General features: G+C 59.4%; 15 protein-coding genes. 10 read left to right on the top strand and 5 right to left on the bottom strand.

Annotated features, from left to right (window positions below; genetic code table 11):
• Positions 1-242 precede the first annotated feature (242 nt).
• The gene (locus HQL56_11140; GenBank protein MBF0310070.1) at positions 243-347 is read right to left on the bottom strand and encodes a type II toxin-antitoxin system HicB family antitoxin; all 105 of its coding nucleotides are present in this window, start codon (positions 345-347) and stop codon (positions 243-245) included.
• A 422-nt stretch (positions 348-769) separates the two neighbouring features.
• Here HQL56_11140 and HQL56_11145 point away from each other — a divergent pair, with 422 nt between their 5' ends.
• From HQL56_11145 to HQL56_11155, 3 genes are read left to right on the top strand one after another with little or no spacing between them, the layout of a single operon-like run.
• Entirely contained in the window at positions 770-1,090 is a 321-nt protein-coding gene (locus tag HQL56_11145) for a PilZ domain-containing protein (GenBank protein ID MBF0310071.1), read from the top strand.
• Positions 1,083-1,259, top strand: a complete 177-nt coding sequence (locus HQL56_11150) for a hypothetical protein (GenBank protein MBF0310072.1) — start codon at positions 1,083-1,085, stop codon at positions 1,257-1,259. The genes HQL56_11145 and HQL56_11150 overlap by 8 nt, the downstream gene beginning before the upstream one ends.
• On the top strand, positions 1,256-3,322 hold the full coding sequence (locus tag HQL56_11155) for a tetratricopeptide repeat protein (GenBank protein MBF0310073.1): 2,067 nt from the start codon (positions 1,256-1,258) through the stop codon (positions 3,320-3,322). The genes HQL56_11150 and HQL56_11155 overlap by 4 nt, the downstream gene beginning before the upstream one ends.
• A 260-nt stretch (positions 3,323-3,582) precedes the next feature.
• On the opposite strand, the gene HQL56_11160 is transcribed toward HQL56_11155, so the two are convergent.
• Both HQL56_11160 and HQL56_11165 read right to left on the bottom strand, forming a co-directional pair.
• Positions 3,583-5,529, bottom strand: coding sequence for an SUMF1/EgtB/PvdO family nonheme iron enzyme (locus HQL56_11160; GenBank protein ID MBF0310074.1), 1,947 nt, complete (start codon positions 5,527-5,529; stop codon positions 3,583-3,585).
• A gap of 285 nt (positions 5,530-5,814) precedes the next feature.
• Positions 5,815-6,615, bottom strand: coding sequence for a hypothetical protein (locus HQL56_11165; GenBank protein ID MBF0310075.1), 801 nt, complete (start codon positions 6,613-6,615; stop codon positions 5,815-5,817).
• Between the two features lie 537 nt (positions 6,616-7,152).
• On the opposite strand from HQL56_11165, the gene HQL56_11170 reads away from it, so the two are divergent.
• The 4 genes from HQL56_11170 to HQL56_11185 all read left to right on the top strand — a co-directional run bounded on the left by HQL56_11170 (position 7,153) and on the right by HQL56_11185 (position 9,361).
• Positions 7,153-7,611, top strand: a complete 459-nt coding sequence (locus HQL56_11170) for a rhodanese-like domain-containing protein (GenBank protein MBF0310076.1) — start codon at positions 7,153-7,155, stop codon at positions 7,609-7,611.
• A 17-nt stretch (positions 7,612-7,628) separates the two neighbouring features.
• Entirely contained in the window at positions 7,629-8,162 is a 534-nt protein-coding gene (locus tag HQL56_11175; protein MBF0310077.1) for a thermonuclease family protein, read from the top strand.
• 367 nt (positions 8,163-8,529) lie between these two features.
• Positions 8,530-9,018, top strand: coding sequence for a helix-turn-helix transcriptional regulator (locus HQL56_11180; protein ID MBF0310078.1), 489 nt, complete (start codon positions 8,530-8,532; stop codon positions 9,016-9,018).
• Between the two features lie 175 nt (positions 9,019-9,193).
• Positions 9,194-9,361, top strand: a complete 168-nt coding sequence (locus tag HQL56_11185) for a hypothetical protein (GenBank protein ID MBF0310079.1) — start codon at positions 9,194-9,196, stop codon at positions 9,359-9,361.
• Here HQL56_11185 and HQL56_11190 read toward each other — a convergent pair.
• Positions 9,340-11,058 carry a diguanylate cyclase gene (locus HQL56_11190; GenBank protein MBF0310080.1) on the bottom strand — a complete coding sequence of 573 codons (1,719 nt, stop codon included), beginning with the start codon at positions 11,056-11,058 and terminating at the stop codon, positions 9,340-9,342. The two genes, HQL56_11185 and HQL56_11190, sit on opposite strands and share 22 nt — an antisense overlap.
• Positions 11,059-11,079: 21 nt before the next feature.
• A complete protein-coding gene (locus HQL56_11195) occupies positions 11,080-11,388 on the bottom strand; it encodes an Hpt domain-containing protein (GenBank protein ID MBF0310081.1) in 309 nt (102 codons plus the stop codon).
• A 468-nt stretch (positions 11,389-11,856) separates the two neighbouring features.
• Between HQL56_11195 and acs the strand changes: the two genes are divergently transcribed.
• The 3 genes from acs to HQL56_11210 all read left to right on the top strand — a co-directional run.
• Complete coding sequence (gene acs / locus HQL56_11200; GenBank protein ID MBF0310082.1) at positions 11,857-13,794, top strand: acetate--CoA ligase; 1,938 nt, start codon at positions 11,857-11,859, stop codon at positions 13,792-13,794.
• A gap of 157 nt (positions 13,795-13,951) precedes the next feature.
• Positions 13,952-14,278: a DUF485 domain-containing protein gene (locus tag HQL56_11205; GenBank protein MBF0310083.1), complete on the top strand. Its 327-nt coding sequence runs from the start codon at positions 13,952-13,954 to the stop codon at positions 14,276-14,278.
• Positions 14,278-15,847: cation acetate symporter (locus HQL56_11210; GenBank protein MBF0310084.1), on the top strand; the 1,570-nt coding region annotated here is incomplete at its 3' end. The genes HQL56_11205 and HQL56_11210, both read left to right, overlap by 1 nt.

The following is a 15,847-nucleotide window of genomic DNA, read 5'->3' on the forward strand; positions in this document are numbered from 1 at the left end:
CCGCTTTGAGCGGCTCACAAAATAAAGCCCCCGGCTCTGCCGGGGGATATTTACTCAGCATAAAGTTGCGTGTCCGAGTGGGCTTCGATATCTCGGTTACTCCGTCGGCAGGGAGTGGGAATATAATCGCCCTCTCCCTCCGGGAGAGGGTTGGGGTGAGGGCCGTGTGAAGAGGAAAGGCTATCATTCTTCAGGAGGCCCCCCGCTGGGGCTCGGGGCAAAGCCCCGAAAAATTACAACTTTCATTTTGTTGACCCCTCCGAAGCCTCGATATAGACCTCAATCGCCTCACGAATATTCTGAATGGCGATCTCCCGTGTTTCCCCCTGACTGATGCAGCCCGGCAGGCTGGGACACTCCGCTACCCAAAAACCGTCTTCGCCTGGTAACTATTCAGGATCCTGTTCAGCGTGACATGACGGAGTCAACAGCGAAAGGAAAAGTCCCAGGGGCGCCCCCTGGACCCCATGGGGTTGGAAGTCAACAGCAAAGAGTCCCAGGGCGCTGCCCTGGACCCGTTGGGGGGGATAATCCCCCCCAAACCCCCGTATACCTGAACAGATACATAAATGACGACTTGTATCCTATTGGTTCCCTTGGCTTCGCCAGTGACCAGCCACCTTCCTGGGAAAAAGTCCCCCCACGGCGGATCGGATGTCAATGCGTTTTGCGGAGAATTGTTGAAACAGGCTGGAAATCCGGCTGTAAAAAGGTTAAAAATGGGGACGATGGATATTCCGGCTTCTCCCTTTAGCCAGGGCAGCGAACCATGAACCCCAGCACCGACAGTGCGGAACAGCCCGCCAGACATGCCGAACGCATCCGCTTCATCACCAACCTCACCTTTCGGGGCGATGACGGGTTGGTCGTCGAGGGGCATACCACCGATGTCAGCTTGAGCGGCGCCTTCCTCTTCACCGATGTCATCCCCCCCGCCGCCAAGGTCGGCCAGGGCGGTATCGTCGAGGTGCTGGTGCGCGAAGGCGAACGGGAGTTCAACATGACCTTCCCCTGCTCCATCGCCCGGGTGACGGAACGCGGTCTCGGTCTGTTCTTCGATCAGCAGGAAGAGGAGGAAGAGGATGTCTGACAATCCCTTTCATCTGACCCCCGAAGAACGCAAAACGGCCAAGATGAAAATCGACCACACCCCCCCTGAAGCCCAATCTGATCGTTCCTGCTGGCTTGGTTGGATCTTTTTTGATGAAATTATTTCTTTCTTCGCCGGGCTTTTCTCCTGGGTTACGGGCGGACGTTGAGCCCTGACGCCGTTCTCCTGGGGCAGTGGCTCAAGGAGGCCCTGCTGGCCCGCCAGGCGGGGAACCTCGTTGCGGCCCACGAGGCCTGCCAGCGCATTCTGCGTGTCGATGCCGGACATGCCGACGCCCATTTCATCCTCGGACTGCTGGCCCAGGCGCAAAATCGCCACGAAGAGGCGGTCGGCCTGTTCCAAAAGGCTCTGGCCCGCAGCGAAGAGGTGGTCTTCCTCAACAATCTGGCCATCTCCCTCGGCCTGCTGAAACGTGACGCCGAAGCCGAAAAGGCCCTGTTGCGCGCCATCGAACGGGCCCCCGATCAGGCCGGCAGCCACTACACCCTGGGCAACCTGCACTGGCGCAACAAACGCCCCCGTGAGGCCGCCGCCGCCTTCCGCCGCTGTTTGCAGCTTAAACCCGGCCACCATCTGGCCTCCAACAATCTGGGGGCGGTGCTGCGGGAGTTGGGGGAGCTGCAGGAGGCCAAAACCCTGCTGCGCATGGCCACCCACCTGCAACCCCAATGGCCCGAAGCCTGGTCCAATCTGGGACTGGTGCTGCAGGATCTGGGATTGTACCAGGAGGCCATCCAGGCCTTCGATCAGGCCATCCGGCTCAATCCCGACGAGCCGCGCTACCTGCTCAACGCCTCCCAACCCCTGGAAGCCCTGGGCCGCCTGACGCCCTGCGAGGCGCTGCTCAACCGGGCGCTGAATCTCACGGAGAGCCCCGGCCTGCAGATCAATCTGGGATTGGTTCTCCAAAAACAGGGCCGTCACGAAGAGGCCCGGAATGCCTTTCGCAACGCCCTGACCCAGGATCCCCATCATGCCGCCGCCTGGAGCAACTGGCTGCTCGGCTCCCACTACCAGCCGGGAATCGAAGCGGCCACCCTGTTGGCGCGGCATCGGGAATGGGCCGGGCAGTTACGGCTGCCCTCCCCGCCTGCCTTTGCCAACAGCCGCGAGCCGGATCGGGCCTTGCGCATCGGTCTGGTCTCCCCCGATCTGGGGCAGCATCCGGTGGGTTACTTCATGGCCGCCTGGATGGCCCACCACCGCAGTCCAGATTACATCCTTCACGTCTATTCCGACCGGGCCCGCCCCGATGCCCTCACCGCCCGCCTGCAACAGGCCTGTCAGGGCTGGCGCGAGACACGGTTTCTGACGGATGCGCAACTGGCCGAAACCATCCGCCAGGACGGCATCGACATCCTGATCGACCTGGCGGGACACACCGCCGGCAACCGCCTGGGCTGCTTCGCCCTGAAACCGGCGCCCCTGCAGATGAGCTGGGCCGGTTACGTCGGCACCACCGGCCTGCCGACCATGGATGCGCTGCTGGCCGATGCCACCCATGTGCCGCCGGGCGAAGAAGAGTGTTACGGCGAAACCGTGGAGTATCTGCCGGACGGCTACATCTGTTACCAGCCCCCCGCCGACCTGCCGGAGGTTTCTCCCTCCCCTTGGCTGGAAAAAGGCTTTTTTACCTACGGCTGTCTGCAAAATCCCGCAAAAATAAATTTTGAAGTATTGTCTGTCTGGAGCGAAATACTCTCCGAGGTTCCCGGATCACGTCTCTGGTTGCAGGGCATCAGTCTGGAGGATGTCGCCAACCGGGAGCGGATCGTTGGGGGGCTGCGTCGGCGGGGGATTGCCGAGGAGCGGGTGGTGCTGCGTGGTGCGCTGCCCCATCGGCAGGTGTTGGAAAGTTACGGGGAGATCGATCTGGTTCTGGACACCTTTCCCTATTCCGGGGGGCTGACCACCTGTGAGGCGTTGGTGATGGGGGTGCCGACCCTGACCTGGCCCGGCAGGAGTTTTGCGGGCCGTCATGCTTCCAGCCACCTGCGCAACGCCGGTTTCGGGGAGTTCGTGGTGGGTGATGTCCGGGAGTATGGGCAACGGGCGGTGGCGTTGGGTCAGGATGGGGTGCGGCTGGCGGAAGGGCGTGGGGAGATGCGTTTGCGCGTGTTGGCCTCGCCGCTGTGTGACGGAGAGCGTTTTGTGGGGAATCTGTATGCGGTGTGGCGGGGGTTGTGGCAGCGCCGGTGCCGTGACGTTTAATATTTTATCTTTTAAGTATCAAAAAAAGGAAATGTTCTGTCCTTTGACTTTATTTGTTTGTCAGTTATCCGAGTTATGCATAAAGATATCTTCTAAATAATATTACATTATTTAAATTTTATAATAAATAACAATACTTATGCTTTGCTTTGCTCGGGATGGTCTGACGCATGGATAAACAAAACGTCAAAAGACAGAACATTTCCTTTTTTTGATATTTAAAAGATAAAATATTGAACGTCAAAAGATCGAAGGGATAATCAAACTTCCCCCGTTTCATCCTCCACCGGCTCGCACACCAGACGGAAGCCGATGGGCTGATCCGACCCTTCGGGCAGCGGCAGTCGAAAGGCGCAACGACAGGCGTTGGCCGGGTTTTTCCAGCTTCCCCCGCGACAGACCCGAAACTCACCCGTGGCGCTGCCTCTCGGATTGCGCACCGGGGTCGTGGCGTTATATTGATCGCTGTACCAGTCCGAAGTCCACTCCCAGACCAGCCCCAGCATATCGTAAAGTCCCCAGGGGTTGGCGGCCCGCATACCCACCGGATGCACTCTGCCGGCGGCATTCTGCACATACCAGGCATATTGTCCCAACTGGGCGGGATTGTCCCCGAAGAAGAAGGCCGTGGCATTGCCCGCGCGGGCGACAAACTCCCATTCGGCTTCCGTGGGCAAACGAAAACGGTTGGCACCGTTGGTCAGCCGGGTCAGGGTGCGGATGAAACGCTGCGTGTTTTCCCAACTGATCTGGTCCGCCGGGAAATTGTGCTGGGTCAAGCCCACCGAATTGGAGGGATCCCCCATCACCTGCTTCCACTTGCCCCAGGTCACGGGATACTTGGCCACCCACAAACCGCTGATCTCCACCTCTCGCTGCGGGCCCTCGTCGGGCTTGCGGCCAGGCACGCCCCGGGGGCTGCCCATGACGAAACGTCCCTTGTCAATCCAGACGAACTCCATTTTGGTGACGGGTTCCACCCAGATCGATCCCTGTTTTTTGACCTGAGCGGCTTGGGCATCGGCGCTCTCCCCTGCTCCCGAAACCTCCGCTATGGCCGGGGTTCCCGATGCCGCCATCGGGGAGGGCTGGGCAACCGTATCCCCGGTGGGCTTGCGCACCACGGCGGGCCCCTTTTTGGAGAGGTCGGGAATGTCCAGTTCGGTGCCGAATTTGTTCATCGAGGCGATGAAGCTGCGCCAGCTGCTCTGTTTGGCTTTGCGCTCCACGGCCTGGGCGGAGGAGGTGGCGTTCTGGGCGGGAGCCGACTGGGCGGGAGCCGCCTCGGGGCGAGGGGGCACTTCCGGATCGGATTCGACCACGAAGAGCATGGGACGCCAGGCGGCAATCGACTGGGGCCTCTCGGTTTCCAGAACCATCAAGGCTTTGTCGATGGCCTTGAGCAGGCCGGAGGAGTAGCGACCTTTGGCCAAATCCAGAGCGGGCGTCATGGCGTCGGGTTCGTTGCGCAGGCGGGAACCGATGCGTAACGCCGCATCCACCGGCTTTTTGCCCGTCACCGCACGATAAAGCACCGCGCCCAGGGCATAGATATCGGACCAGGGGCCTTGCCGGACTCCGGAGGAGTCGTACTGTTCGTAGGGGGAGTAACCCAGACTCAACAGGCTGGTCATCTGATCCCGCCCCGGCAGTGACTGTCGCGCGGAACCGAAATCGAGAATCACCGGCTTGCCGTTCTTGCGAATGAGGATATTGGCCGGTTTGATGTCCCGGTGGATGAAATCGGACTTGTGCAGTGTCTCGATTCCGGAAAGCAGGGGCTCCAGAATGCGCAACAACTCCGTTTCGGGCAGGAAGCCCCGGTTTTTCAGGATGTCTTCGAGACTTTGTCCCTCCTCGAAGTCCATGACCATGTAGGCGGTGTTGCGATCCCGGAAGAAGCTCATGACCCGAACGATGTTCGGGTGTTTGAAGCGGGCCAGGAGCTGGGCTTCCTTGATGAAACGATCCAGGCCCCATTCGAAGGTTTTGGAATCGGAAGGGGAATTGGGCAGAATGTCCTTGTTGTCCTGGCGGGCGGCAAAGCCCGCGGGCAGGTACTCCTTGATGGCCACCAACTGATCCAGATTGGTATCCTTGGCCAGGTAGGTGATGCCAAACCCTCCCTTGCCGAGAACCTGAAGGATCTCGTACCACAATAACGAAGAGCCGATGGGCAACGAGTCTGGAAAAGATTTCGAACTCATATCGCTCCGAGAGAGCCCGCCGGTCCCATGCTTTTACGTGAGGGGAAGAGTGCTGAAGGCACCACCCGTCACGATAAAGCAATCCATGCTTCCGTGCATCCCAAACGAGATCGGCAAAAGCATCCCTGTCCCGCCGATCCATCCCCGGGAGAGGTCACGGTGTAGATTCCCAACGGGGAATCACCCGATAGCCCGGAACGATGAAGTCCCGGGCATGTGTCTCCTTGTTTTTCCTTAGACGATCTTGCCTCGAAGATCAAGACCTGGCATGCAGAAAGGCGGATTTTACTTCGTTGCCGGGGCGCTGAACATGCCACGCAGGGCCGCAGCCTGGTCCCACAACTCGCTGGGAAGAAGATTGGACTCCTCTTCCGCCAGGATGGCTTCCTTGGCGGACTCCGCCTCGATACCCTTGCAATGGACTTCATCCCAGTTGACGGGTTCCATGTCCTGAAGCAGGCCGTCCACGGAGGGGTCGAAATCGAGGTCGGGCTCGGTACGGCTTTCGGAGCGCATCATGACACCCTCCGGTTCCATGCCATCCGCCGCGTCTTCCCACTCTTCGCCCTCTTCCTCTTCATCGTACTCCTCGTCGGCGCCGCGGTCGAAGACCCAATCCATGATGAAGTTCCACACGGAACGGAAGAGGAAGAGGATACCCATCACCACGAAGAGGATGCCCTGTTTGGTCCAGTGGAACAACTGACCCACGAGCCAGGCGGCTTTTTTGGCCAGAAAGACCATGCCAAAACCCAATATGACACCGGCCTGCTGGACGTGGAGAAGCATTTGCCAGGCCAGGGAGGCGGCCTTCCGGGAAGCCAGGATCAAAGCGCCCGCCAGGAACAGGGTGGCTTGCCAGGTCTGGTGCAGCACCACGCCCAACAGGCTGGCCCCGTGGCTCAACACGTTGGCCCCGTGGCTGAAGGATTGCCGTCTGGGCATGGCGAGGCTGAGCAGTTGCACACCCTGGGAGAGGATACCGGGTCCACTGCTGGCGGTCTGGGCATGACGCGAACGCCGGGAGACCTGCTGTCTGCCCAGCAGGGCCGTTTTGCCGACGGTCTGCAGGTGATGGGACCGCATCAGGGGAGCCCCTGCAAGGCTCTTTCGGGAAATGGTTCTTACCATGGCTGCTGCACGCCTCGAAGAATAAGGGGTCAAAACCGGCATCCAGAGCAGGAAATCCCCCGCACCGGGGAAAACCTGTCAACAGGGCACTCCCGCCTTCCGTGGCGGAAGAGTGCCAGGTCCGGGGCGCATGGCGCCCTGGGACCAGTGATCAGGTCCTGTACCAAAGCTCGCCGATAGGTTGGCATGTCTGTTTGCGTGGGAGCCATTCTACCTCTGAACACCCCCGCGACCACAAGGAAATTTCGTTTCCTGCCGGTCTTATTTTTGTCTGCCAACCATTTTTCCTGGCCTGAAAGCTGCAAAAATCCCCATTCGGCCTCTCCCTACCCTGGGAGACTCGACAATCCCTGTCGGCCTTGTTAGGCTTCTCGCACTCACCGGACGATCCCCGGTACGGGGTTGCCTATCAGACATTCAATAATTGTTCCAATTTTATTATGGCAAGTCGCTTTATTCCCACCTACCGTCTGCCAGTGTTCTGGCAAGGAGATGAACGTGTCCGAGAACGCCACTTCCGGAGCTGGTCTTCCCTCCGCGCCCCACAGCCCGCTTCATGCCGGCTTCGGCCAGTTGACTCCCCAGGAGGCCTTTGAATTCATTTCAAATAATCCCGATGCCCTCTTCGTTGACGTGCGCATGGAGTTGGAACATTTCTTTGTGGGGCATCCCCAGGGGGTGGTCAATATTCCCTGGCAGGAGTACCCCGATTTCGAGATCAATCCCGATTTCGTCAAAGAGGTCAGCCATCTGGCCAAAAAAGAGCAGCCCGTCGTCTTGATCTGTCGTTCGGGACACCGCTCCATCGATGCGGGCAACGCCCTGATGGATGCCGGTTTCATCCGGGTCTACAATGTGTTGGAAGGCTTCGAGGGGGATCGGGACGGCAGTCATCACCGTTCCAGTCTCAACGGATGGCGCTTTCGCGGCTTGCCCTGGGTGCAATGTTGACGACGGCTTTTTTGCCAATGCGCCGACCCGGCATCGTCAAAGCGTCGTCAATCTTTCCTCACCTGTCGGCGATCCTGACGCTCCTGGTGTTGACCTTTCCCATCCCCGGTTCGGCCGGAGTCGCCGTTCTTTCGGGAGTGGCCAGGGTTATGGACGGCGATTCCCTGCACCTTGACCGGGCCACCGTGCGCCTGTTCGGCATCGATGCCTGGGAACGCCGGCAGACCTGCCCCGACGGAGAGGGCAATCCCTTCGCCTGCGGCGAAGAGGCAACCCGGTTTCTAACCGATCTGGTTTCCGGAAAAAAACTGACCTGCCGGGTGCAGGACCAGGACTCTTACGGTCGCCAGGTGGCCCGCTGTCTCCTTCCGGGCGGAGAGGATATCGGACGGCAACTGGTTCAGGCCGGATGGGCCACCGCTTATATCCATTACAGTAAAGAGTACAGCACGGACGAAAAACAGGCCCGCAGCCAAAGGTTGGGCGGCTGGAAGGGCTTGCCCCGGTTCCGTCCCCAATCCCCCAACGCCTGGCGCCGCCACCGCCGCTGATTCTGTCGTCCATTCCGTAGTCCTTCGTCTTTTCCATCGCTTCGCCATATCCCCCCCTTTTCCTTGGTGTACTGTCCAGGGGGACTGTCCGCGTTTTTGACAATCCGTTGCCGGTTCATGTTGTTCCGGCGGGTTTCCGAACGGCCGATTGCTGTGGAGCGTTCGTTTTGGCCTGAAAGTTTCATGAACCCGTGGCAGGGCGAGGCTGTCTGGTCCGTCGCAAGCAACAAATTTACATGGTAAAACGGGGGGCTGTTGTTACCAATAAAAACAGTCATCTATCACCATTTTTATTGGTTAACAAAAACCACAAAAACCCCTTAAAATTGTTTTTGTGGTCTACCATCTTTCATGGTAACCTGCCGGCATGAACTCCCTCGCCGAACGATTGAAAGGACTTCGCAAAGCCAAAGGCCTCTCCCAGGCCCAGTTGGCCAGTCTTGCCGGTATCAGCCAGCAGGCCGTCAACGTCATCGAAAATGGCGATATCCAGCGTCCCAGACGCCTCCAGGAGCTGGCAACCGCCCTGGAAACCACCCCGGAATGGCTCTCCTTCGGCGTCGGAACACCCCCCTTCCCTTCGGGAATAACGCCCCCTCCCCCCTCAGTCACACCTCCCCGGCCCATCTCCCCTCCCTGCGAATATGGAGGGGAACTCGTCCTGCAGGTGCTGCTCTACGTGGAAAACCACCTGGAAAAGACCGGCAGCCGCCTCAAACCACCCCGCAAATGCGAACTCATCCGAACGATCTGCGAGATTCTGCTGGCCGAAACCCCCACCCTGCTGGCAAACTCTGCGGAACACGGCCAGTTGAACCTGGAGCGGTTTCTGCCCATGTTTCGCTTGGTGGAGTGAGTTGAGAGAGGCGCAACGGCGGTTTCGACCCTGCACGGCCCCCGTTCGAACGGTCGGGATGCGGGGGGTTTGTCCGTCATGACGGGTTGCCGGGGCTGAATCCCCCCACGCCTCCCGTTTCGACCTGGAAATCGGCAAGCGGGCGGCGACTATCGCCCCTCACGGGAGAAGGAAGATGAAAATCACGCTGATCGGTTTGGCAATGATCGTGTTGGCAGGATGCGCCGAAATAACGTGGGAACCCCTGGATCCGCCCCCGTTCACCCCGGATCCCTCGTTGAGCCCCTACGAACAGCAACAGCAGGCGCTGCGCTATCGGGTCTACTTCGATCCTTCGGATTGAAGCAGGGGGGGAACCGGCTCGGTTCGAAAGAGGAAATGGCGGTTTCGACCGGAACGTTTGGCTTGGTACATGGCGCAATCGGCCTGATTCATCAGTACGTCGCCTTCCCTCCCCAGGGCCGGGTTCGCAGGGTTCCTCTCCCCCAGGGGGAAGAGGGAGATGCCGATGCTGGCGCCCACCTGGCAGCGGTGCGGGCCTACGTCGATCTCCTGGGAAATGGCCTGGATGATCTTGTCGGCCACGGCACAGACGGAATGGAGATCGGCAACCTCGGAAATGATCACCGCGAATTCATCCCCGCCCAGTCGGGCCGCCGTGTCGCTTTTGCGTAACATCGCCTGCAGCCGGCGGGCCACCGTGGCCAGTACCACATCGCCCACCTCATGGCCGAGCGTGTCGTTGATCGGCTTGAAATGGTCCAGATCGATGAACAGAAAAGCCAGTTGCTGCCGATTGCGCAACGCAGTCGCCATGGCGAGCTGCAGGCGGTCCGCCAGAAGCATCCGGTTGGGCAACCCGGTCAAAAGATCGTGATTGGCGCGGTGTTTCAGTTGATCTTCGTATTGTCTGCGATCGGTGATGTCTTCCATCATGACCACGTAATGGGTGATCGAACCCAACGGATCCCGAATGGCGCTCAGACTTACCCCCAGGGGAAAAACCACGCCTGAAGAACGGCGAGCCCACATCTCTCCCTGCCATCGATCTTTTCGGGCCACGTCGGCCCATATCTCATGGAAAAAGCAGGAATCGTTATCGGCCTGCGCCAGGAAAAAGGCCGAATTGCCGACCACATCCTGGGGAGAGTATCCGGTCAGACGTTCATAGGCGGGATTGACATCCTGAATGAGGCGATCCGGCCCCACAATGCAGATGCCTTCCTGACTGGTTTCCACAATACGAGCGGCCAAACGTCGTCGCTCCTCTTCAACCCAGCGCTCTCCGATATCTTCGAAGGAGACCACACAGCCTTCCGGCCTTCCTTCGACCCGGATGGCCCCCGCCCGCAAGGCCACGGGAAAGGTGCGTCCGAAGCGACTGCGCAACAGATATTCTCCTGAAAGTTTATCTGAATCCCCTTTCAGGATACCATCCAATAGTTTAATCGTTACGTCGGGCTCGGACGGGAGAGCCGCGCGGATGAGATGGTCGAAATCCCAATCGATGACCTCATGCTCGGAAGCCTCCAGGAGAGCTTCGGCAGCGGGATTGAGGAAACGTACCCGATTGCGTCCATCCACCTTGACCACCCCTTCCGTCAGGGAGTCGGTCATGGCCAACAGCTCCCGCTCCCGCTCCTTGACGTTGCGAAGGGCCTGCTCCAGTCTTTCCGCCACCCGGATGCGGGCCAGCAATTCCACCTTGCGCAGCGGTTTGGTGATGTAGTCCACCGCGCCGGCTTCCAGAGCCTGGGCCAGATCCTCCACGGCCGTGTTGCCGGTCACCATGATGACCGGTATGGCCCAGAGGGCTTCTTCTCCCTTGAGGCGGCGCAACACCGTCAAGCCGTCCATACCCGGCATCTGCATGTCCAGCAGGATGAGGTCGGGCAGGTTTTCTTCCTGTTGAAGGCGCAACCACGACAACGCCGCTTCCCCCGAAGGGGCGGGAGTCAGCTCCTCGTGCCCACCGGATTTCAGCATGGTTTGCAGGAGCAGAAGGTCATCCGGTGAGTCGTCAACCAACAAGACCCGCATGGACCTTTTCCCCGATAGCGATCATTCGAAAACCATCTCGACCCCGGCGACGTAAACAGCCAACTCCTCGACCGCCTCCGCAATCACCATGGCATTCTGCTCCTTGGAGGCGACCTCCATGCGGCGTCCGATGTCGGTGATCCCGTCGAAGCCGTACCCCGCACCGGAACCCTTCATGCGGTGGGCCAGGATGCGGATGGTGTCGAAATCGCCTTTTTCCAGGGATTGTTTGATTTCGGCGATATCCTTGACCCGATTTTGCAAATAGCCGGGCGCGATGGATTCCAAATCGCTGTCGATGGTTACTTGAAACTTCTTGATGGCACTCATCCTACGATTCACCCCCACGCCAACTTTGGAGTAAGTCGAAAAGATCGTCCCGTCGGAACCGGATTGCCAGGCGGACCTTTGCTGACAAGCCACGACGACCCGGAGTCGGTGGCCCGGGAACAGGCCCGCCCCTGTCGGATCAATCGGTCCTTTTTCGCGCGGACTGCGGACGTTCTTTTCGATGCCATGCCAGACACTGGCTGCCACCAGTGTGAACCCATCCGCCGTGCAGAGCAAGACGGAGCCTTTATTTATAGCAGCCTGAAACCAAGTTGGCCATATCATGTCAGAAATGTGACCCATAACTGAACGGAATATTAAACAAGCCGATTGAATGTCCCAATCAAAAAAATTGCAGATTCCTTTTTCTCTCTGTATCCTTCCCGCTTGCAACTGGCAGGGACACGTGATGTTTCTCAAGCCTGTCTATGTGACATCAAGCATTTATTCTGGAAGGAGATCTGCACGATGAGCACCTCGAAAACCTACCCTGTTCCACCGGAGTTCGCTGCAAAGGCCCATCTGAATGCCGAATCCTACGAAGAGCTTTACAGAAAATCCGTGGAAAACCCGGAGGCGTTCTGGGCGGAACAGGCTGAAAAGCGCATCCACTGGTTCAAGCGATGGGATCGGGTGCTGGATTACGATTTCAGCAAAGCGCACATCCGCTGGTTCGAAGGGGCCAAGCTGAATGTCTCCTACCAGTGCCTGGACCGGCATCTGGCCACCCGGGGCGATCAAACCGCCATCATCTGGGAGGGCGACGACCCTGCCGCTTCCAAAAGGATCACCTACAAGGAACTCCACGCCGAGGTCTGCCGCTTTGCCAACGTGCTGAAATCGCGTCAGGTCAAGAAGGGGGACCGGGTCTGCATCTACATGCCCATGATTCCGGAGGCGGCGGTGGCCATGCTGGCCTGCGCCCGCATCGGGGCGGTCCATTCCGTGGTCTTCGGCGGATTTTCCCCGGATTCCATCAAGGATCGTATCCTCGACAGCGATTGCCGGGTGGTGGTGACCTCGGACGAGGGGGTGCGCGGGGCCAAGAAGATCCCGTTGCGCGCCAACGTGGACAAGGCGCTGGAATCGTGCCCCAATGTGCATACGGTCATTACCGTGCGCCTGACCGGTGGCGCCATCGACTGGAACCCCTCACGGGATGTCTGGTATCACGAGGCCATGGCTCAGGCCGCCGCCGTCTGCGAGCCGGAGGTGATGGACGCCGAGGATCCCCTCTTCATCCTCTACACTTCCGGATCGACCGGAAAGCCCAAAGGGGTGCTGCATACCAGCGGCGGCTACATCCTCTATGCCTCCATCACCCATCAGTACATTTTCGACTATCATGACGGGGATGTCTTCTGGTGTACCGCCGATGTCGGCTGGATCACCGGACACAGCTACATCGTCTACGGTCCCCTGGCCAACGGGGCCACGACCCTCATTTTCGAAGGCATCCCCACCTATCCCGACGCCTCCCGGTTCTGGCAGGTGGTGGACAAGCATCAGGTCAATATCTTCTATACCGCTCCCACCGCCATTCGATCCCTGATGGCCCAGGGGGACGGCTTCGTCACCTCTACCAGCCGTAAGTCGTTGCGCCTGCTGGGTTCAGTGGGTGAGCCCATCAATCCGGAGGCCTGGGAGTGGTATTACAACGTGGTCGGCGAGGGGCGTTGCCCCATCGTCGACACCTGGTGGCAGACGGAGACCGGGGGTATCCTCATCACCCCGTTGCCGGGGGCCATTGCCACCAAACCCGGTTCGGCCACCAAGCCCTTCCTGGGCATCGTCCCCGAAGTGGTGGACGAAAAGGGTGTGGTTCTGGAGGGCGAGTGCAGCGGCATTCTGACCCTCACCCGTCCCTGGCCGGGTATGATGCGCACCGTTTACGGCAACCATCAGCGTTTTCTGGAAACCTACTTCTCGGCCTATCCCGGACGCTATTTCCCGGGCGACGGCTGCCGTCGGGATGAGGACGGGTACTACTGGATCACCGGACGTGTCGACGACATCATCATCGTCTCCGGGCACAATCTGGGTACGGCGGAGATCGAAAGCGCCCTGGTGTTGCACGAAAAGGTCGCCGAAGCCGCCGTGGTGGGTTACCCCCATAACATCAAAGGCCAGGGTATCTATGCCTTCGTCACCTTGATGGTGGGTGTGGAAGCAACCGATGTCTTGCGCAAGGAACTGATTACCTTGGTCCGCAAGGAGATCGGGGCCCTGGCCCAGATCGATATCATCCAATGGGCTCCGGGTCTGCCCAAAACCCGCTCCGGCAAGATCATGCGTCGCATTCTGCGCAAGATTGCCGCCAACGAGCTGGACAACCTGGGCGACACCACCACCCTGGCCGATCCGGCGGTGGTGAAGAAGCTGATCGACGAACGTCAGAACACCTGACGCTTGAACCTTTGTGGGGTCTGCCGTCAGCCCGGGTGCGACGGCAGACCTCATCAGGCCTCGCGGTGACCCCGTGAGGTGGTGGAGCACTCCCAGGGGGAAAGGTTTTTTACGGGCGTGTTCTTCAACTCAAACACCCGAACAAAAGGGGAAACATATGGACCACTCTGGCGAACTCGACGCAAGTCAGATAGCGCGCATTCGCAACAACCCCAAGTACAAGGAACTGGTTAGCAAACGCAGTCGTTTTGCCTGGAATCTCTCCTTCATCATGCTGTTCCTCTACTACGCCTTCATTCTGGTTATTGCCTTCAAGCCGGCTCTGCTGGGTATCCCGATAATGGCGGGCAGTGTCATCTCTTGGGGTATTCCGATCGGGGCGGGTCTTATCGTGGCGGCCTTTCTTCTCACCGGAGTCTATGTTCGTCGGGCCAACAGCGAATACGATGAATTGACCCGTCAGCTCAAAGAGGAGTTCAAGTAATGGACCGCCTGATCACACCCTTTCTGGCAGCTTTTCTGGCGTCCGGCCTGGCCTACGCCGCCGACATGCCTCCTGCCGCTCCCAAGCAGGAAATGAACATCACGGCCATCACCATGTTCTTCATCTTCGTGGTGGCGACTCTGGGCATCACCTATTGGGCGGCGCGCCGCACCAAGTCGGCCAAGGATTTCTACGCCGCCGGCGGTGGCATCACCGGCTTCCAGAACGGATTGGCCATCGCGGGCGACTACATGTCCGCCGCCTCCTTCCTGGGAATCTCCAGCATGGTGTTCATGAAGGGATACGATGGGCTGATCTACTCCATCGGCTTCCTGGTGGGCTGGCCGGTCATCCTCTTCCTCATGGCCGAGCAGTTGCGCAACCTGGGACGCTACACCTTCGCGGATATCGTCTCCTATAGGTTGAGCCAGGTGCCCATCCGTACCCTGTCCGCTTTGGGTGCGCTGGCCACGGTGATCCTCTACCTCATCGCCCAGATGGTGGGTGCGGGGCAGTTGATTCGCACCCTGTTCGGTCTCGACTACGCCTACGCGGTCATCATCGTCGGCGCCCTCATGATTCTCTATGTGGCCTTCGGCGGCATGCTGGCCACGACCTGGGTGCAGATCATCAAAGCGGTTCTGCTGCTCTCCGGCGCCACCTTCATCGCTTTCATGTCGCTCAAACACGTCGGCTTCAGCGTGGAGCGCCTCTTCTCGGAGGCCATCACCGCCATGCAGAACAGCCAACTGGCGGCTCACAAGGCGGTGATCGATTCCAAGGCCAACATCATGGCCCCCGGAACCCTGGTCAAGGATCCCATCTCCGCCATCTCCCTGGGTCTGGCCCTGATGTTCGGCACCGCCGGTCTGCCCCACATCCTCATGCGCTTCTTCACCGTTTCCAATGCCAAGGAAGCCCGCAAGTCCGTCTTCTTCGCCACCGGCTTCATCGGCTATTTCTACATCCTGACCTTCATCATCGGGTTCGGCGCGGTTCTGCTGGTTGCCCCCAACCTGCAATACCTCGACATGGCCAAGGGTACCCTGATGGGTGGCAACAACATGGCCGCCGTCCATCTGGCCCATGCCACCGGTGGTGACTTCTTCATGGGCTTCATCTCCGCCGTGGCTTTCGCCACCATCCTGGCCGTGGTCTCCGGTTTGACCCTGGCCGGCGCTTCCGCCGTCTCCCACGACATCTACGCCAATGCCATCAAGGGCGGCAACGTCGATGAGCGCAAGGAGATGAATCTCTCCAAAATGGCTGCTCTGGTGATCGGCATCATCGCCATCTACCTGGGCATCGCTTTCGAAAAGCAGAACGTGGCCTTCATGGTGGGCTTGGCTTTCGCCATCGCCGCCAGCGCCAACTTCCCCATCCTGATCCTCTCCATCTACTGGAAGGGATTGACCACCCGGGGAGCCCTCATCGGTGGCGCCATGGGACTCATTAGCACGGTCACCATGGTGGTTCTCAGCTCCACGGTCTGGGTCGACGTGTTGAAGAACCCCGCCCCGCTCTTCCCCTACAAGGATCCGGCCATCTTCTCCATGACCCTGGCCTTCG

The organism is Magnetococcales bacterium (genome assembly GCA_015231925.1).
Taxonomy (GTDB): Bacteria; Pseudomonadota; Magnetococcia; order Magnetococcales; family JADGAQ01; genus JADGAQ01.

Coding starts and splice junctions, on each gene's coding strand:
- acs (MBF0310082.1), top strand. CDS start 11,857: ATGAGCACCTCGAAAACCTACCCTGTTCCACCGGAGTTCGCTGCAAAG.
- HQL56_11150 (MBF0310072.1), top strand. CDS start 1,083: ATGTCTGACAATCCCTTTCATCTGACCCCCGAAGAACGCAAAACGGCC.
- HQL56_11195 (MBF0310081.1), bottom strand. CDS start 11,388: ATGAGTGCCATCAAGAAGTTTCAAGTAACCATCGACAGCGATTTGGAA.
- HQL56_11185 (MBF0310079.1), top strand. CDS start 9,194: ATGAAAATCACGCTGATCGGTTTGGCAATGATCGTGTTGGCAGGATGC.
- HQL56_11180 (MBF0310078.1), top strand. CDS start 8,530: ATGAACTCCCTCGCCGAACGATTGAAAGGACTTCGCAAAGCCAAAGGC.
- HQL56_11170 (MBF0310076.1), top strand. CDS start 7,153: ATGAACGTGTCCGAGAACGCCACTTCCGGAGCTGGTCTTCCCTCCGCG.
- HQL56_11160 (MBF0310074.1), bottom strand. CDS start 5,529: ATGAGTTCGAAATCTTTTCCAGACTCGTTGCCCATCGGCTCTTCGTTA.
- HQL56_11175 (MBF0310077.1), top strand. CDS start 7,629: ATGCGCCGACCCGGCATCGTCAAAGCGTCGTCAATCTTTCCTCACCTG.
- HQL56_11165 (MBF0310075.1), bottom strand. CDS start 6,615: ATGCGGTCCCATCACCTGCAGACCGTCGGCAAAACGGCCCTGCTGGGC.
- HQL56_11145 (MBF0310071.1), top strand. CDS start 770: ATGAACCCCAGCACCGACAGTGCGGAACAGCCCGCCAGACATGCCGAA.
- HQL56_11190 (MBF0310080.1), bottom strand. CDS start 11,058: ATGCGGGTCTTGTTGGTTGACGACTCACCGGATGACCTTCTGCTCCTG.
- HQL56_11205 (MBF0310083.1), top strand. CDS start 13,952: ATGGACCACTCTGGCGAACTCGACGCAAGTCAGATAGCGCGCATTCGC.